At 66.2% G+C, this 18,764-nt stretch carries 22 protein-coding genes and 1 other RNA gene; 11 read left to right on the top strand and 12 right to left on the bottom strand.

Translation table 11 applies throughout. The features are described from left to right. Positions 1-116 precede the first annotated feature (116 nt). Together hisN and QO034_RS11170 are read right to left on the bottom strand one after the other, a co-directional pair. Positions 117-923 carry a histidinol-phosphatase gene (hisN, locus tag QO034_RS11175; RefSeq protein ID WP_284485614.1) on the bottom strand — a complete coding sequence of 269 codons (807 nt, stop codon included), beginning with the start codon at positions 921-923 and terminating at the stop codon, positions 117-119. A 48-nt stretch (positions 924-971) separates the two neighbouring features. Further along, positions 972-1,343 (bottom strand): helix-turn-helix domain-containing protein, encoded by a 372-nt coding sequence (locus QO034_RS11170; protein ID WP_284485613.1) that lies wholly within the window; start codon positions 1,341-1,343, stop codon positions 972-974. A gap of 339 nt (positions 1,344-1,682) precedes the next feature. On the opposite strand from QO034_RS11170, the gene QO034_RS11165 reads away from it, so the two are divergent. Continuing rightward, complete coding sequence (locus tag QO034_RS11165) at positions 1,683-2,645, top strand: NADPH:quinone oxidoreductase family protein (RefSeq protein ID WP_284485612.1); 963 nt, start codon at positions 1,683-1,685, stop codon at positions 2,643-2,645. Here QO034_RS11165 and QO034_RS11160 read toward each other — a convergent pair. Further along, entirely contained in the window at positions 2,642-3,520 is an 879-nt protein-coding gene (locus QO034_RS11160) for a LysR family transcriptional regulator (protein ID WP_284485611.1), read from the bottom strand. The genes QO034_RS11165 and QO034_RS11160 overlap by 4 nt on opposite strands. Positions 3,521-3,647: 127 nt before the next feature. Here QO034_RS11160 and QO034_RS11155 point away from each other — a divergent pair, with 127 nt between their 5' ends. Both QO034_RS11155 and QO034_RS11150 read left to right on the top strand, forming a co-directional pair. Beyond that, positions 3,648-3,857 carry a DUF1127 domain-containing protein gene (locus tag QO034_RS11155; protein WP_284485610.1) on the top strand — a complete coding sequence of 70 codons (210 nt, stop codon included), beginning with the start codon at positions 3,648-3,650 and terminating at the stop codon, positions 3,855-3,857. A gap of 189 nt (positions 3,858-4,046) precedes the next feature. Then, on the top strand, positions 4,047-4,796 hold the full coding sequence (locus QO034_RS11150; protein ID WP_284485609.1) for a Bax inhibitor-1/YccA family protein: 750 nt from the start codon (positions 4,047-4,049) through the stop codon (positions 4,794-4,796). A gap of 83 nt (positions 4,797-4,879) precedes the next feature. On the opposite strand, the gene QO034_RS11145 is transcribed toward QO034_RS11150, so the two are convergent. The 7 genes from QO034_RS11145 to gatC all read right to left on the bottom strand — a co-directional run bounded on the left by QO034_RS11145 (position 4,880) and on the right by gatC (position 9,705). After that, positions 4,880-5,566 (bottom strand): VIT1/CCC1 transporter family protein, encoded by a 687-nt coding sequence (locus tag QO034_RS11145; RefSeq protein WP_284485608.1) that lies wholly within the window; start codon positions 5,564-5,566, stop codon positions 4,880-4,882. 92 nt (positions 5,567-5,658) lie between these two features. Further along, positions 5,659-5,826: a 50S ribosomal protein L33 gene (gene rpmG, locus QO034_RS11140; RefSeq protein ID WP_007814563.1), complete on the bottom strand. Its 168-nt coding sequence runs from the start codon at positions 5,824-5,826 to the stop codon at positions 5,659-5,661. A 147-nt stretch (positions 5,827-5,973) separates the two neighbouring features. Further along, positions 5,974-6,419: RNase P RNA component class A (gene rnpB, locus QO034_RS11135), an RNA gene on the bottom strand. An 11-nt stretch (positions 6,420-6,430) separates the two neighbouring features. After that, the gene (locus QO034_RS11130; RefSeq protein ID WP_284485607.1) at positions 6,431-7,096 is read right to left on the bottom strand and encodes an N-acetylmuramoyl-L-alanine amidase; all 666 of its coding nucleotides are present in this window, start codon (positions 7,094-7,096) and stop codon (positions 6,431-6,433) included. Between the two features lie 20 nt (positions 7,097-7,116). After that, complete coding sequence (locus QO034_RS11125) at positions 7,117-7,890, bottom strand: hypothetical protein (RefSeq protein ID WP_284485606.1); 774 nt, start codon at positions 7,888-7,890, stop codon at positions 7,117-7,119. Positions 7,891-7,930: 40 nt separating this feature from the next. Continuing rightward, positions 7,931-9,418 (bottom strand): Asp-tRNA(Asn)/Glu-tRNA(Gln) amidotransferase subunit GatA, encoded by a 1,488-nt coding sequence (gatA, locus tag QO034_RS11120; RefSeq protein ID WP_284485605.1) that lies wholly within the window; start codon positions 9,416-9,418, stop codon positions 7,931-7,933. Then, positions 9,418-9,705 (bottom strand): Asp-tRNA(Asn)/Glu-tRNA(Gln) amidotransferase subunit GatC, encoded by a 288-nt coding sequence (gene gatC, locus QO034_RS11115; RefSeq protein ID WP_284485604.1) that lies wholly within the window; start codon positions 9,703-9,705, stop codon positions 9,418-9,420. Before gatC ends, gatA begins: the two co-directional genes overlap by 1 nt. Positions 9,706-9,832: 127 nt before the next feature. On the opposite strand from gatC, the gene QO034_RS11110 reads away from it, so the two are divergent. Next, positions 9,833-10,243: a VOC family protein gene (locus tag QO034_RS11110; protein WP_284485603.1), complete on the top strand. Its 411-nt coding sequence runs from the start codon at positions 9,833-9,835 to the stop codon at positions 10,241-10,243. Between the two features lie 6 nt (positions 10,244-10,249). Here QO034_RS11110 and QO034_RS11105 read toward each other — a convergent pair whose 3' ends face one another. Then, entirely contained in the window at positions 10,250-11,437 is a 1,188-nt protein-coding gene (locus tag QO034_RS11105) for an MFS transporter (protein WP_284485602.1), read from the bottom strand. Positions 11,438-11,572: 135 nt separating this feature from the next. On the opposite strand from QO034_RS11105, the gene QO034_RS11100 reads away from it, so the two are divergent. Next, entirely contained in the window at positions 11,573-12,265 is a 693-nt protein-coding gene (locus QO034_RS11100) for a metal-dependent hydrolase (RefSeq protein ID WP_284485601.1), read from the top strand. Continuing rightward, a complete protein-coding gene (locus tag QO034_RS11095) occupies positions 12,266-13,234 on the top strand; it encodes a nuclear transport factor 2 family protein (RefSeq protein WP_284485600.1) in 969 nt (322 codons plus the stop codon). Positions 13,235-13,310: 76 nt separating this feature from the next. On the opposite strand, the gene QO034_RS11090 is transcribed toward QO034_RS11095, so the two are convergent. Then, entirely contained in the window at positions 13,311-13,769 is a 459-nt protein-coding gene (locus tag QO034_RS11090; protein ID WP_284485599.1) for a nucleoside deaminase, read from the bottom strand. A 61-nt stretch (positions 13,770-13,830) separates the two neighbouring features. On the opposite strand from QO034_RS11090, the gene QO034_RS11085 reads away from it, so the two are divergent. The 5 genes from QO034_RS11085 (at position 13,831) to QO034_RS11065 (ending at position 18,763) form a co-directional block, all read left to right on the top strand. Next, positions 13,831-14,667, top strand: coding sequence for a pseudouridine synthase (locus tag QO034_RS11085; protein WP_284485598.1), 837 nt, complete (start codon positions 13,831-13,833; stop codon positions 14,665-14,667). A 197-nt stretch (positions 14,668-14,864) separates the two neighbouring features. Continuing rightward, on the top strand, positions 14,865-15,758 hold the full coding sequence (locus QO034_RS11080) for a 5-bromo-4-chloroindolyl phosphate hydrolysis family protein (RefSeq protein ID WP_284485597.1): 894 nt from the start codon (positions 14,865-14,867) through the stop codon (positions 15,756-15,758). 18 nt (positions 15,759-15,776) lie between these two features. Then, a complete protein-coding gene (locus tag QO034_RS11075; RefSeq protein ID WP_284485596.1) occupies positions 15,777-16,967 on the top strand; it encodes a toxic anion resistance protein in 1,191 nt (396 codons plus the stop codon). A gap of 12 nt (positions 16,968-16,979) precedes the next feature. Further along, positions 16,980-17,948, top strand: a complete 969-nt coding sequence (locus tag QO034_RS11070; RefSeq protein ID WP_456115090.1) for a DUF2927 domain-containing protein — start codon at positions 16,980-16,982, stop codon at positions 17,946-17,948. Positions 17,949-17,956: 8 nt separating this feature from the next. Continuing rightward, the gene (locus QO034_RS11065; RefSeq protein WP_284485595.1) at positions 17,957-18,763 is read left to right on the top strand and encodes a COG1361 family protein; all 807 of its coding nucleotides are present in this window, start codon (positions 17,957-17,959) and stop codon (positions 18,761-18,763) included. Position 18,764: the final 1 nt, after the last annotated feature.

Genomic DNA, 18,764 nt, shown 5'->3' with positions numbered 1-18,764 from the left:
TTCGCGTCTCTGGGTCTCTTGGGTTTGTCTGTCATGCCTATAAGATAGGTGCAGTCCTGATCCGACGCAAACGGAACCTCGCGCGCGTGTGAGGCGCTAGATTTCAAACTGACCCACTACCAGTCTTCCGGCGTCTGTTTCAGGATGGCAAGGGCAAGGGCATGCAGCCCGGCATTGGCCGCGGCCAACACCCGCCCGCCGCCATGCGCCGGCCGCCCCTGCCAGTCGGTGACGACGCCGCCCGCCGCCTCGATCACCGCGATCGGGGCCTGGATGTCATAGGCGTTGAGCCCCGCCTCGATCACCAGGTCGATATGCCCCGCCGCCAGCAGGGCGTAGGCATAGCAATCCATGCCATAACGGGTCAGCCGGACCTGTTGGGCCACGGCGTCGAATCCGGCCCGCTCCGCAGGGCTGCCGACTTCGGGAAAGGTCGTGAACAGGATCGCCTGGTCCAGGGTCCGGCCGGGTTTCGTCGCCAGCGGCCTTCTGCCCAGCGGGCCGGTCATTTCGGCGATGTCAGGGCCACCGGTGAACCGTTCGCCGGTATATGGCTGGTCGATGAGCCCCAGCACCGGCGGCCCGTCATCGGCGGCCAGCGCGATCAGGACCCCCCAGGTCGGCGTTCCGCTGATGAAGGCGCGGGTGCCGTCGATCGGGTCCAGGACCCATTGTCGCCCGGACGTCCCGTCGATCCGGCCGAATTCCTCGCCCCAGATCCCGTCCTCGGGGCGATGCTGCCGCAGCAGGTCGCGCATCGCCCGTTCCGCCGCCCGGTCGGCGGCCGTGACCGGATCGAACCCTTCGAGGTCCTTGTTCTCCAGCCCCTGCCCGGACCGCCGGAAATACGGCAGAATCGTTTCACGCGCCGCGTCCGCGAGCAGATGCGCCAGTTGCAGGTCGGTGATAGATCGGGATGTCATGCGGGATCACCTGACATCCCAGAGCGGATTGTTCAAGCAGGCCGCCCGTCAGGCGACGTCGCTGAGCACGCGCGCCAGTTCGAACAGGCGCCGTCGCTGGTTCTCGGGAATCGCATAATAGGAGCGGACCAGATCCAGCGCTTCCTTGTCGCCCATCAGGTCGGCGGGCAGAACCGCGTCCCCGGCCTCTTCCTTTTCCGCGTCCTGCAATCCTTCGAAGAAGAAACTGACCTCCACCCCCAGCGCGTCCGCGATGTCCCAAAGCCGTGACGCGCTGATGCGGTTCGCTCCGGTCTCATATTTCTGGATCTGCTGGAACTTGATTCCAACCTGCTCCGCCAGTTGTTGCTGCGTCATTCCGATCAGCCACCGGCGGTGCCGCACCCGTTTGCCGACATGCACGTCCACAGGATGAGTCATACGTTTCTCCTTTACCATACCATTTACCCTTCAGGCCCCGCGCGTGGATCAGCCTGCAACCACAGACTACCCCCCCACACCTTGCCGAGTCCCTATTCCAAGACCCGAGCACAGCCATCGCCGGAATACTACGGGCTTTCTGGTTGAATTCAAGTTGCGAGATTCTCGGAAAACGGGAGAGCGTCGGGAAAATCGGCGGCTCTCTGCCCAAAATCCGGAAAAACTTCCCAACCAGCGGCCCGAAAGGACAGAACCATCCCGCCGCCGCCGATTCACGCCGAGTCGTTTGACTCCCGGTGCAAACTGGCCGCAAATCAACAAAAATACAAGGGTTTTGACATGCTGGCCTATCGGATCACCCAGGCGGGAGGACCCGCCCGCCTCTGCGACATTGCGCCCCTGCCCCCCGGACCGGGACAGATCGGGGTCGCGATCCGGCGGTGCGGATTGAACTTCGCCGACCTTCTCACGCAAAAAGGCACGTATCAGGATATTCCCGAGGCACCGTTCACGCTTGGGATGGAATTGTCGGGAATCGTCACCAAAACCGGCGATTCCGTCAACAATCTCGCAGTGGGCGACCGAGTCGCGGTGTTCTCCGGCCAGGGCGGCCTGGCGGAATATGGCGTGTTCGACGCCGGCCGGGCCACCCGCATTCCCGACGGGATGAGCTTCGATGACGCCGCGGCCTTGCAGATCGCCTACGGAACCAGCCACATGGCCCTGAACCACCGCGCCCGGATGCAGCCCGGAGAAACCCTTCTGGTGACCGGCGCGGCGGGCGGCGTCGGGCTGACCGCGGTCGAGATCGGCAAGCTGATGGGCGCGACCGTGATCGCCCATGCGCGCGGCGCGGAAAAGCTCGCCGTCGCCAGGGCCGCCGGGGCCGACCACCTGATCGACGACAGCGAAGACCTGCGCGCCCGCGTCCTCGAACTCGGCGGCGCGGATGTCGTCTATGACGCGGTCGGCGGGGCGGCGTTCAAGGCGGCGTTCCGCGCCTGCAAGCCCGAAGGCCGCCTGCTGCCGATCGGCTTTGCCAGCGGCGAGGTGCCGCAGATCCCCGCCAATCACCTGCTGGTCAAGAACCTGTCGGTGCTCGGCTTCTATATCGGCGGCTACATGAAATTCCGCCCCGACCTGGTGCGGGACAGCCTGGCCTGCCTGATCGGCTGGCACGACGACGGCCGCCTGAAACCGCATATCAGCCATATCCTGCCGCTCGACCGGGTCGCGGACGGGATGGAGCTTCTGCGCAGCCGCAAATCGACCGGCAAGGTGGTGATCCGGATCGGCGACTAGGATACGCTCTGCAATCGCGGCGCGCTGATGCCCGCGAAGGACTTGCGCAACAGATCGGCCAGTTCGGTCACGATCGGGTTGCGCGCCGAATCCGCGCCGTAAAGGTTGATCATCTGCGCGGGCAGATCGGGCAGGCTGCCGCCGTGATCGATCTGCCGCAGATAGGGCGGCTCCGTCCCCTCGATCATCGTGTGCACCGCGAGATCCGCGCTCACCGTCGCCTCGATCGTCCGGTCGGAATCGGTTTCCACCACCATTTCCCAGGCAATTCCCGCCGCGTCCAGCGCCTGGATCGCCCTGGGCCGAAAGGTGCAATGCCGCCCGAAGGCCAGCCGCAGCGGTCGTTGCCGCCAGGCGGACCCGTCTGCCGCCCCGATCCAGACCAGCGGGCGTTCCGCCACGGTCTCGCTGTCGCCGGTCCGCTCCACCTCCGTGGTCAGGATCAGGTCGCACCCGCCGCGCGAGAACTGAAGTTTCAGCGTCTTCGTATAGGATGTGACCAGTTGCACCTTCACCCGCGGATAGGCGGTGTTGAACCGCTGCAGGACCCGTGGAATCACCGGGTAGACGATATCATGCGGCACCCCGAGCACGATCTCGCCCTCGAAGGCCTGATCCGTCAGCCGGCCGATCACCTCGTCGTTCAGCGCCACCATCCGCCGCGCATAGGCCAGAAGCTGCTCTCCCGACGCGGTCAGCGCAATGGTGCGCCCGGAGCGGTCCAGCAGGTCCAGGCCCAGCAGTTCCTCCAGCCGTTTCAGCTGCATGGACACCGCGGACTGGGTCAGGTGCAGGAACCCGGCGGCGCGAGTGACGCCGCCGGAATCCGCGACCGCCACGAACGACCGCAGGGTGGTGATGTCGAGATTTCGCAATATCACGATCCTTGATGAATGCAGCAACAAACATTTGCTTTCAAAATGAACCACAGGCCTCCATATAAATCAAGAAATTTGATTGAGCGGATGAAAATCATCACGAACATCGAAAGGGACATGAACCATGACTTATATCGCCGCATCCCGTTGCCCGCCGGTCGCCCGGCCCTCCCTCGGCGCCCGCATCGCCCGTGCCTACGGCCTGTGGCTGCAGCGCCAGCAGCTCAGGCGGCTGGACGACGCCGCGCTCCGCGACATCGGCATTTCCCGCGCCCAGGCGGAGATCGAGGCCAGCCGCCCGATCTGGGACGCGCCGGCCAGCTGGACACGCTGATCCCCGGCCGCCGAATCAGTGAAAATTCCACCGCCGCCGCCGATCTGCCGGCGGCGGGACGGATTTGTCGATTTTTGCGTATCGAACTCGTCGGAAATACTTGAAAAAGCTTGGTGGCCGCCCGATATTTACCGAAGATTGCCGATGGACCGTTCCACCGGCGCTTCAGTTCTGAAACGGAGACCTTGAATGGCTGAATTCGACACGACTCACATGACGGGCCGGGCGGCGGCCGGAACGCGCGCCGCCGCGTTCGACGAGGGCCTGCGCGCCCATATGAACAAGGTCTACGCGACGATGTCCGTGGGCACCCTGCTGACCTTCATCGTCGCCTGGGCCGTCGGCACCAGCCCGGCGCTGCTGGGCATTTTCCGCGACCCGGTCACGCTGTCGCCGAACATCCTCGGCTGGATCGTGATGTTCGCGCCGCTGATCATGGTCTTTGCCTTCGGCGCCGCCATCAACAGGCTGTCCGTCGCCGGCGCGCAGCTGTTCTTCTACGCCTTCGCCTCGGTCATGGGCCTGTCGATGGCCTGGATCTTCGTCGCCTTCACCGGCTACTCGATCGCGCAGGTCTTCCTAATCACCTCGATCGCCTTTGCCGGCCTGTCGCTCTGGGGCTACACGACCAAGAAAGACATCTCCGCCTGGGGATCGTTCCTGATCATGGGCGTGATCGGCCTGCTCGTGGCGATGGTGGTCAACATCTTCCTGCAATCGCCGGCGATGATGTTCGCGATCTCGATCCTGGGCGTGCTGATCTTCGCCGGGCTGACCGCCTATGACACCCAGAAAATCAAGACCGACTACCTCCAGCACGCCGCGCATGGCGATGCGGAATGGATGGGCAAGTCCGCGATCATGGGCGCGCTGACGCTCTATCTCGACTTCATCAACATGTTCATGTTCCTGCTCCAGCTTTTCGGCAACCGCGAATAAGCCGGCGCTGATCCGAACGCCAAAGGGCCGGTCCTCGCGACCGGCCCTTTTTCTTTGCCCGCCCGCCCTGCGGTGCGGCCCCGTCAGACCAGCGGACCGAAGAGATGGCCGACGCCGGCCGTGACCGCCATCGCGAGGCTGCCCCAGAACAGCACCCGCAGCACCGCCGCCCGGACCGGGGCGCCCCCCAGCCAGGCGCCGGAGGCCCCCAGCAGCATCAGCGCCACCAGCGAAACCACCGCCACCGCCGGAATGCCGACGCCGGACGGCGCGAGGATCGCCGCCAGGACCGGCAAAGCGCCCCCGACGGCAAAGCTCAGCGCCGAGGCCCAGGCGGCCTGCAACGGATCGCCGGCGCTCGTCTCGGTGAATCCCAGCTCCTCGCGCGCATGCGCGTCCAGCGCGTCATGCTCGGTCATCTCATGCGCCACCCGCGCCGCGAGATCCGGCGAAACGCCGCGCGCCTGGAGTCCCTGCGCCAGCTCGTCCAGTTCGTAATCGGGATCGTCCTGCAACGCCTGCAATTCGCGCGCCAGGTCGGCGGCTTCGCTGTCGGCCTGCGCCGAGACGGAAACATATTCGCCCGCCGCCATCGAAAACGCGCCCGCGGTCAGCCCGGCGAACCCGGCCAGCAGCACGCCGCCATGGCCGGACCCGGCCGCGATCACCCCGACCAGCAGGCTCGCGGTGGATACCAGCCCGTCGTTGGCCCCCAGGATCGCCGCCCGCAGCCATCCGGTGCGGGTGTTGTAATGTCCGTCCTTGGGCATCCGCGGGCGTTCCCCCTGTCATCCCCTGCGCACGACGCAAAAGGCCACGCGCGCCGCGTGGCCTTTTCCGGGTCGAGCAATCGAAAGACCGATTACTTGATCTTGCCTTCCTTGTACTCGACGTGCTTGCGAACAACCGGGTCATATTTGCGAACGACCATCTTTTCCGTCATGGTGCGCGCATTTTTCTTGGTCACATAGAAATGGCCGGTGCCTGCGGTCGAGTTCAGGCGGATCTTGATTGTGGTCGGCTTCGCCATCTTGTCTCTCCTGCAACGAAAGGCCCTGGCCTTTCGACGAATTCATATGAAGCTGCGCTTGTACCCACGCAGCACTCCGAGTCAACAGGGGATTTGACCCGATGGCGCGTTTTGACGCGCAGCGTCACGGCACGGGCGCCGGAAAATACGCGCGGAGAGCCTGTAAGCCGGATTCTGTTCCCGGCGGGTCGCCCCGCCGTTCGATGACCATTCCTCTAGGGGCTGCGTCGCCGCAACCCTCAAGCTGCCAACCCGACCCCTCTCGACCAAGGCGGATCCAGCGGCGGTATCCCCGAAGGGACCAGCCCGCGCGGGGGTCCTATTCGGCATTGCTCCCGGTGGGGCTTGCCGTGCCGCCCCTGTTGCCAGCGGCGCGGTGGGCTCTTACCCCACCGTTTCACCCTGACCCGTGCGGATGCTCCTTTGGCGAACCTCCGGTCCGACGGGCGGTCTGTTCTCTGTGGCGCTGTCCGTCAGGTTCCCGGCGGGTTTCCCCGCCGATCCCTGCCCGGCCGTTGGCCGGCACCGTTGCCTTGTGGAGTCCGGACTTTCCTCTCGCGCCTCGCGGCGCCAGCGGCCATCCGGCTCTCCGCGCTCCTGCGATCTAGGCGCTCTCTCCCGTCCGGTCAACGCCAAACCGCGCCGCCAGATCGGCCATCATCGCCCGGTCGGCGGCACCGGCCGGCCCGGTCGCCTGCGGCCGGAACCTTGCGCGAAAGGCCGCCAGCAGCGCCGCCTCGTCCTCGACCGGATAGCCGAACCGCGCCGCGTCCCGCGCGAAATCGCCCGCCTGCCCCGCCTCGGGCCAGACCGCCAGCCCCCGCCGCGCCAGCCGCGACCAGTCGAACCTCGGCCCCGGATCGAACTTGCGCGCCGGCGCCATGTCGGAATGGCCGATCACCCCTTCCGGGCCGATCGACCAGCGCGCCATCACCTGCGGCAGCAGCGCCTCCAGCGCCGCCATCTGCGGCTCGGCGAAGGGATGCGTGCCGCGATTGTCCAGCTCGATCCCGATCGAGCGCGAATTCACGTCTCCCCGCCCGCGCCACGCCCCCGCCCCGGCATGCCAGGCGCGCATCTCCTCGCGCACCATCTGCCAGACGCGGCCGTCTCCGGCGATCAGGTAATGCGCCGAAACCTCCGCCGCCGGGTCGCAGAGACGCGCCAGCGCCGCCTCCGCGGTCTCCATCGCGGTGTAATGCAGGACGATCAGCTCAGGCCGCAGCCCGTCGCGCCGGGGTCCGAAATTGGGTGATGGGCGCCAGCGCACCCCGATCCGCCCGGCGCCGCTCAGTTCCGGACCGCGGTCCGGAACCGGGACGGATCCCAGCCGCAGGCGTAGCCGTCGCCATCCGGGTCGAGCCCGGCCCGGTCGTTTTCCGGCCCGCCGCGCGACAGGAACTCGATCTGCGCCAGGTCGGCGGATGAAAACGTGCGGCAGTTGCGTTCCGCCTTGCCCGCCAGGTTGACGCCGCTGCGGCTGTAGACCCGGGTGCCGACCGGATGGGACGTGGCCAGCGCGAAGGCGACGATATTGGGCTGCGCCGCGTCGCCGCGATCCGGCACCGCGGTCGGCTGCACGACCTGGTATTGCGACCGGTTGCTCTCGATCAGCGCCGCGTCGCCCTCGATGGTGCGGGTTCCGGACACCGCGGCGAAATCGTTCTCCGCCGACAACCCGCTGTCCGCCGTCACCACCGACGGCGTGCCCGCCGAAGCGGCCGGGGCGGCCCCCGTCGACGAGGACGCGGCCAGGACGGCGGCGGTCTGCGCGGCGATGTCATCGCCGGTTCCGCCGCTCTGCGCCGTCGCGGCGCTGCCGGGAAAACGCAGCGGGTCGCCCGGCTGCGCCGGCGGCAGGGTCTCGCTCGACAGCGCCTGCGGCGGGGCCAGCCGCTCGATGGTGGCGGGTCCGCCCGCCAGTTCCAGTTCGCGCGCCCGCATCGCATCCGCCTCGGAGCCGAACCCGGCCCCGGCCGCGCTGTCGGGCATCCGCGGCGCACAGGCCGCAAGCGCCGCCAGGGACAGTCCGAGAGCCAATGTCACCGGGATGAAATTTCGCATCTTCGCCGCCTTTCATCTCTGCCGCGGGATCGGGCGAGTCCTACCACCATCGGGCCGGCTTGGCCACAAACCCCACCGCGCCTTCCAGCGCATAGGCGGTGTTCAGCAGGTCGCCCTCCTCCCAGGGGCGCCCGATCAGCTGCAACCCCAGCGGCAACCCCTGCCGGTCCAGACCCGCCGGCACCGAAATTCCCGGCAGCCCGGCCAGGTTCACCGTCACCGTGAACACGTCGTTCAGATACATCTGCACCGGATCCGCCTCGGTCATCTCACCAAGGCCAAAGGCCGCCGAGGGCGTCGCCGGGGTCAGGATCGCGTCGATCCCTTGTGCGAACACATCCTCGAAATCCTTCTTGATCAGCGTCCGCACCCGCCGCGCCCGGTTGTAATAGGCGTCGTAGAATCCGGCGGACAACACATAGGTGCCGATCATGACACGGCGCTGCACCTCGGGGCCGAAGCCTTCGGCGCGGGTCTTCTCATACATCTCGGTGATGCCGTCACCCTGCGCCAGCTTGGCCCGGTGGCCATAACGCACCCCGTCATAGCGGGCGAGGTTGCTCGACGCTTCCGCCGGGGCGATCACGTAATAGGCGGGCAGCGCGTATTTCGTGTGCGGCAGGCTGATATCGACGATCTCGGCCCCCGCGTCACGCAGCATGTCGGCGCCCTGCGTCCACAGCGCCTCGATCTCGTCGGGCATCCCGTCCATCCGGTATTCGCGCGGAATGCCGATCTTCTTGCCCCGGATGTCGCCGGTCAGCATCGCCTCGAAATCCGGAACGGCCAAGTCGGCGCTGGTGCTGTCCTTCGGATCATGCCCGGCCATCGCGCCCAGCATGATCGCCGCATCGCGCACCGATTTCGTCATCGGCCCCGCCTGATCGAGCGAAGAAGCGAAGGCCACGATCCCCCAGCGCGAACAGCGCCCGTAAGTCGGCTTGATCCCCACGGTGCCGGTAAAGGCCGCCGGCTGACGGATCGAACCGCCGGTATCGGTGCCGGTCGCCGCCAGGCACAGGTCGGCCGCCACCGCCGCCGCTGAACCGCCCGAGGAACCGCCCGGCGTCAGCGCCGCCTCGTCGTTGCCGCGCCGCCAGGGGCTGACCGCGTTGCCATAGGTGCTGGTCTCGTTGGAGCTGCCCATGGCGAATTCGTCCATGTTCAGCTTGCCCAGCATCACCGCGCCCGCGTCGGCCAGTTGCTGGCTCACGGTGGATTCGTATTCCGGCAGAAACCCTTCCAGGATGCGGCTCCCCGCCTGGCTCGGCACGCCCTTGGTGCAGAACAGGTCCTTGATCCCGATCGGCAGCCCGCACATGCCCGGCGCGTCGCCCGCCCGGATCCGCGCATCCGCCGCCGCCGCGCGCTCCAGCGCGATCTCCGGCGTCTTGTGCACAAAGGCGTTCAGCCCGTCCGCCGCGTCGATGGCGGCCAGGCAGGCTTCGGTCAGCTCCACCGATGTGGTTTCCCCCGCGCGCAGCGCATCCCGCGCCGCCGCCAGTCCCAGCTTGTTCAGATCGCTCATCATTCCACCACCTTCGGCACCGCGAAAAACCCTTCGCGCGCATCCGGCGCGTTGGACAGAACCGCCGCCTGCCGGTTGCCGTCCGTCACCACGTCGGCCCGCCGCTTCAGCCGCATCGGCGTGACCGAGGTCATCGGCTCCACCCCGTCCACGTCGACCTCGTTCAACTGCTCGATGAACCCCAGGATCGTGTTGAATTCCGAGGCCAGCGCCGGCAGCGCCGCCTCCTCGACCTTGATCCGGGCCAGCTTTGCCACCCGTGCGGCGGTGTTCTGATCAATCGACATAGGGTTCCTCGTGCTGTGACAAGGGGCGTTTATCGCTGTCGCGCCCCTGTCGCAAGGGGCGCGGGCTTGTGCAGCGGCGGCAACTGGGGTCAAGTCGGACAGAACCGGCCAAACCGCGGAGCGCCCGATGAAACTGACCCTGCACCACATCAACCTGTGCACCGAAAACGTGCCGCGCATGGATGCCTTCTATCGCGACGTGCTCGGGCTTGACCGCGAATCCGGCGGTCTGCCGGTGCTGGAAAAGGAAAAGGGCTATGCCGGGGACGTGGCCTTCGTCACCGACGGACGGGTCCAGACCCATCTCGCCCAGCGCGACGTCCGCGCCGGGTTTTCCACCGGCCAGATCGTCAATCCGGTCAGCCACGGCCATATCGCCTACCGTACCGACGACATCGCCGCCTTCAAGGCGCATCTGGACTCGCAGGGCGTGCCCTATTCGGACTGGGGCAACAGGGCCGTGGCGGGCTGGCACCAGATCTTCTTCTACGACCCGGACGGCAACGTGATCGAGGTGCACCAGGTCGCGGCAGACTGACGGGCCTCAGGCCAGCGGCTGCTCCGCCGCGGCTTGCCGGCTCGGCAGCGAAAAGATCAGCACCAGGCCCAGAACCGCCAGGACCAGAAGCGCCCGGAACGCCATGGCATAGGCGCCGGTGGCGTCGAAAATCGCCCCGGCCAGCACCGGGCCGATCGACCCGCCGAGCGTGCCGAAGAACAGGATCGCGCCAAAGATCGCGCCATGCGCCCGCATCCCGTAATATTCGGCCACCGTCGGCGACACCACGACGAACAGCCCGCCATGGGCAAAACCGTAAACCGCGACAACCGGGTAGAGCAGCCCCGGCGCCTCGGTGGCGGCGAATCCGGCCAGGCTCGCGATCAGCGCCAGATAACAGCCCGCGAAGGCGTTGCGCCCCCCGATCAGGTCCAGCAGCCGCCCGACCGTCAAGCGGCCCAGAATGCTGGCCCCGCCGACAACCGACAGCAAGGCCGCCGCCGCCGGCGGCGTCATGCCCAGATCCATGCCATAGACCGGCAGGTGCAGCGGGATGGTCATCACGGTCACAAAGGTCAGGAACTGCACCGCGCACAGGGTCCAGAACGACCGCGACCGGCGGGCCTGGGAAAAATCCGCGCCGACGCCGGGGCCACGGGCGGCCCGCCCCTCCGGCGCGCCCGGATGCTCCATCATCAGCGCCGCGGCAAGCAGCACCGCAAGGGCCGCCAGACCCAGCACCACGACCGCGCCGCGCCAGCCCAGCGCCACGATCAGCACCGCCGCCATCGGCGGCACCAGAATCTGGCCCAGCGCCGTGCCCACCTTCACCACGGCGGTCATCATCCCGCGCCGGCCCTCGAACCACCGCGCCACCGTGGACAGGGTCACCACGTCATGCGACCCCAGCCCCAGCGGGATCAGCGTTGCAAACAGCAGGAACAGCTGCCATGGGGCGCCGACCTGGGACATCAGCACGAACCCGGCGCCATACGCGGCCCCCGACACCAGAAGCACCCGCCGCGGCCCCAGCCGGTCGCTCAGCGGCCCGACCACCATCGCGAGAATGCCCATTCCGAGAAACGCAACCGAGGTGCAGGCCGACATCAGCGTCCGGGACCAGCCGTACTCGACCTCCAGCGCCTTGATCAGCAAACCAAAGGAAAACAGCAGCCCGATCACCGTGAACTGGATCAGGCATCCGCCGATGACGACACGATATTTCGTCTGCACCCCGATCCCCCGCTGCGGCCACGCCTCAGCCCTAAGCGATCGCGCGGTCCGGGTCCATTGGACATTCGCGAATCCGCGCGATGGATTTTTCTCGTCCCGGTGCTAGGGTCGGGACCAAAGACAACGGAGGACCCCATGAAAATCACCTGGCTCGGACACGGCAGTTTCCGCATCGAAACCGGCGACCTGGTTCTGCTGCTCGACCCCTGGCTGACCGGCAACCCGATGCTGCCCGAAGACCGCCACGACGAAGCCATCGCCGGGGCGACCCATATCCTGCTGACCCACGCGCATTTCGACCACGTGGTCGATGTGCTGCCGCTGACGAAAAAGCTGGGCGTTCCGGTCATCGGGCAATACGATCTGATGGGGTTCTGGGGGGAAACCGAAGGCATCCAGACCATCGGTTTCAACAAGGGCGGCACCGTCGATCCCGGCGGCGCGCGCATCTCGATGGTGACGGCGCAGCACAGTTCGACCTTCTCTACCCCCGAGGGCCTGCGCACCGGCGGCTCCGAAGTCGGCTACATGATCGCCGCCGAAGGCCACACGGTCTATGTCTCGGGCGACACCGACATCATGGCCGACATGGACTGGTTCGGCGACTATTACAAACCCGATATCGGCATCCTCTCCGCCGGCGGGCATTTCACCATGGACATGGCCAAGACCGCCTATGCCGCGAACCGCTATTTCAACTTCCGGACCCTGATCCCCTGCCATTACCGCACCTTCCCGATCCTCGAACAATCGGCGCAGACGCTCGTGGACGCCCTGCCCGGCGTGAACGTGATCGAACCGCAGGTGCTGGAACCGATCGAGATCTAGATGCCTGAGATCCGCGCCTCTCCGGAATTACTGGCTGTGTCGCGGCGCTGGTTTAATGCACTTATCAGCCGCAAGGACAGAGAGTTACAAAATTTCCTGTCCACAAGCGACCATCTTCAGTTCATCGGCAGCGCCGAGGGCGAGACCTGGATTGGTTCTGCCGTGCGGCGGGCCGTTGGCAACCATTTCAGAGAAGTCCCGAATATCCTGAAACGAGAGGAACTTTGGGCCAACGCCTTTGAAAGCCACGAGGTCGGCTGGGCCTTTTCCGCGCACAGGTTCTGGTTCGAGAACCGGCCCAAACCGATCACGTTTCACACTACGCTCGTCTATACGCTCGAAGACGGAAGCTGGAAGATCATCCATCGCCACGCCTCGATTCCAATGCCCAACCTCGAAACAATCGGGTATAACCACTCCGCTATTCAGGCCCTACTGGATGCCGCGCGGCAAGACCTGTCCCTGACCCAGCGCGAAGGGCTGGCCTCGGTCATGTTCACCGACATCGTCGATTCGACGGTTCTGGCCGCCGCCATCGGCGACCGGGCGTGGTCCGCCCTGATCGCCGATCACTTCGCGCAGCTGCGCGGGATCGTCGAATCCCATGGCGGCCAGTTCGTGAAATCGCTGGGCGACGGCACCCTGTCGAGCTTCCCCTCGGCCCGCGCCGCCCTCACCGCCGCCCGCGCGATCCAGACCGGCCTCGCCCGGCAAGACGCCGAACCCCGCCTCGGCCTGCGGATCGGCCTGCATACCGGTGACGTGGTGCAAGCGGAGGGCGATTTCTTCGGCACCGTCGTGAACAAGGCCGCCCGCATCACCGCCCAGACCGGCGCCGGCGAGATCTGCCTCTCCGACGTGACCCGCGCGATGGTGGGCGACAGTGCCGATTTCACCTTTTCCGCCCCTGTCGCCACCCCGCTCCGGGGGCTGGACGGAACCCACCTGATCCATCGGCTCGGCTGGTAGCGGCCGCTTCGCGTGCGCCTGCGCGTATGCACGTGGTATGCATGGCGTATGCACGCGATGCACAGCCCGGTTCCGGTCACTCCCCGCCGCGCCGGTCGCGGAAGAATTCCCGCAGCAGGCCGGCGGATTCGGCTTCGGCCAGCCCGTCGTAGACCTCGGGAACATGGTGCACCTGCGCGTGGTCGAACACCTGCGGACCATGCGCCACCCCGCCCGATTTCGGGTCCGACGCGCCGTAATACAGCCGCGCGATCCGGGCGAAGGCGATGGCCGCGGCGCACATCGGACAGGGTTCCAGCGTGACGTAGATATCGTGCCCCGGCAGGCGTTCCGACCCGGCGGAAGCGCAGGCCGCGCGGATCGCCAGGATCTCCGCATGGGCGGTCGGATCGTTCAGTTCGCGGGTGCGGTTGCCGGCGCTGGCGACGACCCGCCCATCGGGCGCCACGATGACCGCGCCGACCGGCACCTCGCCCCGTCCGGCGGCGGCGCGGGCCTCTGCAAGTGCCTGATTCATCTGGGATTTGAACACCATGCCCAACCCTGCCCCGCAATGTCCGCTTTCGCAAGAAAACAAAATGGTCTAAGGGCGGTTCATGACAGACAAACCGCTCAATCCCGGCGACCGTATCGCCAAGGTTCTCGCCCGCGCCGGCGTCGCCAGCCGCCGCGAGGCCGAACGCATGATCGAGGCCGGGCGCGTCTCGGTCAACGGCGCCAAGATTGACAGCCCGGCGCTGAACGTGACCGGCAAGGACCGGATCGCGGTCGACGGCAAGCCGCTGCAAGAGGCGGAACCGGAACGGCTCTGGCTCTATCACAAGCCACCCGGCCTCGTGACCACCGCCAGCGACGAAAAGGGCCGCAGGACGATCTTCGACGACCTGCCCGAAGACATGCCCCGCGTGATGAGCGTCGGCCGGCTCGACCTCAATTCCGAGGGCCTGCTGCTCCTGACCAACGACGGCGGCATCAAGCGCCGGCTCGAACTGCCGAGCACCGGCTGGCTGCGCAAATACCGGGTGCGCATCAACGGCCGCCCGAAGGACGAGGATTTCGCGCCGCTGCGCAAGGGGCTGGTGATCGAAGGCGAAAGGTTCCAGCCGATGATCGTGACGCTCGACCGCCAGCAGGGCGCGAACGCCTGGCTCACCATCGCCATCCGCGAAGGCCGCAACCGCGAGATCCGGCGCGCGCTGGAAGATGTCGGGTTCACGGTTAATCGCCTGATCCGGGTATCTTACGGGCCGTTTCAGCTCGGCACGCTGAAGCCCGGCGCGGTCGAGGAAATCCGCCGCAAGGTGCTGCGCGACCAGCTCGGCCTGGACGCGGGCGACAGCACCGGCGAAGCGAAGCCGAAGGCCAGGCCGCGCGGCGCCGGCGGCACGGCGGCGGGCCGGCCCCGGACACGCGCGCCCCGGCCCAAGCGCTGACCGGCGCGAACCGGATTACGAGCCCACGGCGCGCCAGTTCCCCCTAGCAAGGCCACCGCCCATGCTCTAAGTTGTCGTTATCGGTTGATGTCAGGGGGTTGGCGTGTCTGCAAACGGCCTACAGAAAATCGCCTATGCGGCGCTGATCGTGCTGATGTTCGGCGTCTGCACCGGCTGGCTCGGGGGGCTTTAGGCGGATGGCGCGGCGCTTTGGCGGCAAATACAGCCCGGACGGTTCCCCGGCGGACCACCCCGCCCCGCCCCGCGGCGCGTTCGACGGCGCGCGGGTGGACCCGGTCGGCGCGCGCGCCAACATTCTTTTCATCCCCGTGATTCCGCTGGTGTTCCTGTCGCTGGGCGACGGGGCCGTCGGGCTGGCGCTCGGCCTCGTGGCGGCGGGTCTGCTGACCTTTGCCGCCTTCCTGCTGCGCGAAGGTCTGCGGGCAGAGGCCGAATTCCACGCCCGCAAGGTCGCCCGCCGCCCGGCCTTTCCGCGCAAGATGGCCGCCAGCGTGCTGACCGGGCTGGGCATCGCCCTCGCCGCCTACAAGACCGAACCGGGGCTGCTGGCGCCGCTGCTCTACGGCGCGGCGGCGACGGGCCTGCACGGGCTGTCCTTCGGCATCGACCCGATGAAGGACAAGGGCATGGAAGGCATCGACAGCTTCCAGCAGGACCGGGTCGCCCGCGTCGTGGAAGAGGCGGAATCCCGCCTGAGCGACATGTCCGACGCCATCAAGCGCGCCGGAGACCGCCAGATGGAGGCGCGCGTCGAGCGGTTCCAGACCACCGCGCGCGATCTCTTCCGCACCGTCGAGGAAGACCCCCGCGACCTGACCGGCGCGCGCAAGTATCTCACCGTCTACCTTCAGGGCGCGCGCGACGCGACCGTCAAGTTCGCCGACGTCTACGCCCGCGGCCGCGATCCGCAGGCCCGCGCCGACTACACCGCGCTCCTGGACGACCTGGAACAGAATTTCGCCGCCCGCACCCGCAAGATGCTGTCGAACGACCATACCGACCTGACCGTTGAAATCGAAGTGCTGCGGGACCGTCTGCGGCGCGAAGGCGTCCGCACGGACCCACAGTAGGCAACAAGGATAATCTGCATGTCTGACACCGTTCGCAAGAAGGCCGAGGAAGCCCTGACCAAGGTCGAGGAAGTCACCGCCGTCATTCTCCCCGAGCCCAGCACCGACATCGTGCCGCTGGAAAAGGCCGACGCCACCGTTGGCTCGGAAATCCGCAGGCGCATGGACGAGATCGACATGGGCGACAGCAATTCCATCGTCGCCTTCGGATCGGCCGCGCAGGCGGAATTGCAGGAAATAAGCCAGGCGATGCTTGCCGACGTGCGCAACAAGGACGTCGGCCCCGCCGGCGACAGCCTGCGCGACATCGTGACCACGATCCGCGGCTTTTCGGTCAGCGAACTGGACGTGCGCCGCGAACGCAGCTGGTGGGAAAAACTGCTGGGACGGGCCGCGCCCTTCGCCAAGTTCACCGCCAATTTCGAGACCGTGCAGGCCCAGATCGACAAGATCACCGACGACCTGCTGGGGCATGAACACACGCTGCTGAAGGACATCAAGTCGCTCGACATCCTCTATGACAAGACGCTGAATTTCTACGACGAACTGGCGCTCTACATTTCCGCGGGCGAGGCCAAGCTGGCGCAGCTCGACGGCACCGACATCCCGGCCAGGGAAGCCGCCGTACAGGCCGCGCCCGAGGCCGATCAGGTGATGGCGGCGCAGGAACTGCGCGACCTACGCGCCGCGCGGGACGACCTGGAACGCCGGGTGCACGACCTGAAGCTGACGCGGCAGGTGACCATGCAGTCGCTGCCCTCGATCCGCCTCGTGCAGGAAAACGACAAGAGCCTCGTGACCAAGATCAACTCGACCCTGGTGAACACCGTGCCGCTCTGGGAAACCCAGCTGGCGCAGGCCGTCACCATCCAGCGCAGCGCCGAGGCCGCCGGCGCAGTGCGCGAGGCCAACGACCTGACCAACGAACTCCTGACCGCCAATGCCGCCAACCTGCGCGACAGCAACAAGGTGATCCGCCAGGAAATGGAACGCGGCGTCTTCGACATCGAAGCGGTCAGGAAGGCCAATGCGGACCTGATCGGCACCATCAATGAAAGCCTCGCCATCGCCGACGAAGGCAAGGCCCGGCGCGCCGCCGCCGAGGCGGAACTGCAGAAGATGGAAGCCGAACTGCGCGACACGCTGGCTTCGGCCAAGGCGCGCAAGGACGGGTTGGGCGACACGGCCAGCGGCGCGGTTCCGGGCTGAGACGTGCGGCGGGTGCGGGCAGCGTCGCTTGGGTTTCGCCCGTGGCTGGCCGGCCTGCTGGGCCTGTTGCTGCTGGCGGGCTGCGACGGGATGGGCCTCAAGACCTCGCCGACGCCCCAGGCGCGCCCGGCGGGGCTGAAGCCCCCCGACACCACGCCCGCGCCGCGCTCCGCGGCCAGCGAGGATCTCGCGCGCTACTACGCCAGGGTGCAGAACGACCTGCTGACGCGGGGCCTGCTGCGCACCGACGGCGGCGGGCCGGACACGCCCTTCTCCGCGGATGCGCTGGCGCGGAATTTCGAGACCATCGCCTTTTACGACGAATACACCACCGGCACCGGCGTCGCGACGCGCGGCAACGGCAAGAGCGGGCACCTCAGCCGCTGGTCCGGACCGATCCGCATCCGCGCCGAATTCGGCGCCAGCGTGCCGCCCGAACAGCGCGAGACCGACCAGGCGCGGGTGGCGGCCTATGCCGGCCGCCTGTCCGCGATCACCGGCCATCCGATCGGCGTGGTGTCCAGGAACGCGAATTTCAACGTCTTCATCGTCGGCGAGGATGACAACGATTTCCTGATCCGACGCCTGGTCGAAGTGATACCGGGCATCAGCCAGACCGAACTGGACCTGTTCCGCAACCTGCCGCGGTCGTTCTACTGCCTCGTGATCGCCGTGTCCGGCAGCCGCACGCCCTATCAGTACACCCGCGCCGTCGCCCTGATCCGCGCCGAACATCCCGACCTTGTGCGCCAGTCCTGCATCCACGAGGAAATCGCCCAGGGCCTCGGCTTGCCCAACGACAGCCCCTCCGCGCGCCCGTCGATCTTCAACGACGACGACGAATTCGCGCTGCTGACCAACCACGACGAACTGCTGCTGAAAATGCTCTACGACCCGCGCCTCGAACTGGGCATGACAGCGGACGAAGCCCGCCCCGTCGCCCGCATCATCGCCCGCGACCTGATGGGCCAACAGTTGTGAGCGCCCCGATGAGAAAACTGGATCTAGTTCAAATCCGACACACTGAAAAAGACAACAAACCAAACAAATCCGATTTGCTCGGAGATGGTAAGATCGCTCTAGGCGTTGTCATCGGCGCCATTCTAACAATCATTTTTTGGAGTATATTTTTTGGCGGGAGAAGCTTCGGTGCAGGCTCAGCATCGAATCTCTCTTGGCTGAGCGAACTAATCACTCCCCTGATCGCGCTTACCTCACTATTTATCGCATCTCATGCGCTTCACGAGCAACGCAAAGCGCGGCAAGCGGGCACCGATCCCGTAATTCTGATACACTTGGGAAACCGTGAAGATGCACGGATACTTTCTACGCTTGAGGTAAGGAATGTTGGCGCAGGGGCTGCACTAAATGTGACCGTCCAATCGACGGCTGATTTATCAAAGTATTTTCCAGACAGAATAATTACAGACTTAACCAGTATTCAGACAATAAAAACGATCCCTCAAGATCACTCAATTTCATACAATTTTGGGCTTGGGCACAAGTTGTTAAAAGATCCAATAGTTGAACCACTGCTGTTCGAAGTAAGCTACGAGGACATAGAGGGAAACCGCTACTCAAGCAAACAAGTAATTGATGTAGAAGAACTAAAGGCACAGAGGGCCGACGAAGGCCTAGCAGCAAGAACTGCCAAAGCAACCGAGGCAATCGCAAAGAGTTTGCGCGATAGTCAAAGTGGCCAATCGCCCCTTCACATATTGACGCAAGCAGTAGACGAAGCCCGCAACGAAAGGCAGGCTTTATTAGCTTCCCTGAAAAGAGAAAAGGACATCTGAC

This window comes from Sedimentitalea xiamensis (genome assembly GCF_030164465.1).
Lineage (GTDB): Bacteria > Pseudomonadota > Alphaproteobacteria > Rhodobacterales > Rhodobacteraceae > Sedimentitalea > Sedimentitalea xiamensis.
The sequence above is the reverse complement of the archived record's forward strand: the minus strand, read 5'-3'. Positions and strand labels throughout refer to the sequence as shown.

What these genes read in the sequence shown, in the direction of transcription:
- QO034_RS11155 (WP_284485610.1), top strand. Translation starts at nt 3,648, where the DNA reads ATGACTTATATCGCCGCATCCCGTTGCCCGCCGGTCGCCCGGCCCTCC.
- QO034_RS11145 (WP_284485608.1), bottom strand. Translation starts at nt 5,566, where the DNA reads ATGCCCAAGGACGGACATTACAACACCCGCACCGGATGGCTGCGGGCG.
- gatA (WP_284485605.1), bottom strand. Translation starts at nt 9,418, where the DNA reads ATGAGCGATCTGAACAAGCTGGGACTGGCGGCGGCGCGGGATGCGCTG.
- QO034_RS11110 (WP_284485603.1), top strand. Translation starts at nt 9,833, where the DNA reads ATGAAACTGACCCTGCACCACATCAACCTGTGCACCGAAAACGTGCCG.
- QO034_RS11075 (WP_284485596.1), top strand. Translation starts at nt 15,777, where the DNA reads ATGTCTGACACCGTTCGCAAGAAGGCCGAGGAAGCCCTGACCAAGGTC.
- QO034_RS11170 (WP_284485613.1), bottom strand. Translation starts at nt 1,343, where the DNA reads ATGACTCATCCTGTGGACGTGCATGTCGGCAAACGGGTGCGGCACCGC.
- QO034_RS11165 (WP_284485612.1), top strand. Translation starts at nt 1,683, where the DNA reads ATGCTGGCCTATCGGATCACCCAGGCGGGAGGACCCGCCCGCCTCTGC.
- QO034_RS11100 (WP_284485601.1), top strand. Translation starts at nt 11,573, where the DNA reads ATGAAAATCACCTGGCTCGGACACGGCAGTTTCCGCATCGAAACCGGC.
- QO034_RS11150 (WP_284485609.1), top strand. Translation starts at nt 4,047, where the DNA reads ATGGCTGAATTCGACACGACTCACATGACGGGCCGGGCGGCGGCCGGA.
- QO034_RS11125 (WP_284485606.1), bottom strand. Translation starts at nt 7,890, where the DNA reads ATGCGAAATTTCATCCCGGTGACATTGGCTCTCGGACTGTCCCTGGCG.
- rpmG (WP_007814563.1), bottom strand. Translation starts at nt 5,826, where the DNA reads ATGGCGAAGCCGACCACAATCAAGATCCGCCTGAACTCGACCGCAGGC.
- QO034_RS11065 (WP_284485595.1), top strand. Translation starts at nt 17,957, where the DNA reads ATGAGAAAACTGGATCTAGTTCAAATCCGACACACTGAAAAAGACAAC.
- gatC (WP_284485604.1), bottom strand. Translation starts at nt 9,705, where the DNA reads ATGTCGATTGATCAGAACACCGCCGCACGGGTGGCAAAGCTGGCCCGG.
- QO034_RS11080 (WP_284485597.1), top strand. Translation starts at nt 14,865, where the DNA reads ATGGCGCGGCGCTTTGGCGGCAAATACAGCCCGGACGGTTCCCCGGCG.
- QO034_RS11090 (WP_284485599.1), bottom strand. Translation starts at nt 13,769, where the DNA reads ATGGTGTTCAAATCCCAGATGAATCAGGCACTTGCAGAGGCCCGCGCC.
- hisN (WP_284485614.1), bottom strand. Translation starts at nt 923, where the DNA reads ATGACATCCCGATCTATCACCGACCTGCAACTGGCGCATCTGCTCGCG.
- QO034_RS11095 (WP_284485600.1), top strand. Translation starts at nt 12,266, where the DNA reads ATGCCTGAGATCCGCGCCTCTCCGGAATTACTGGCTGTGTCGCGGCGC.
- QO034_RS11085 (WP_284485598.1), top strand. Translation starts at nt 13,831, where the DNA reads ATGACAGACAAACCGCTCAATCCCGGCGACCGTATCGCCAAGGTTCTC.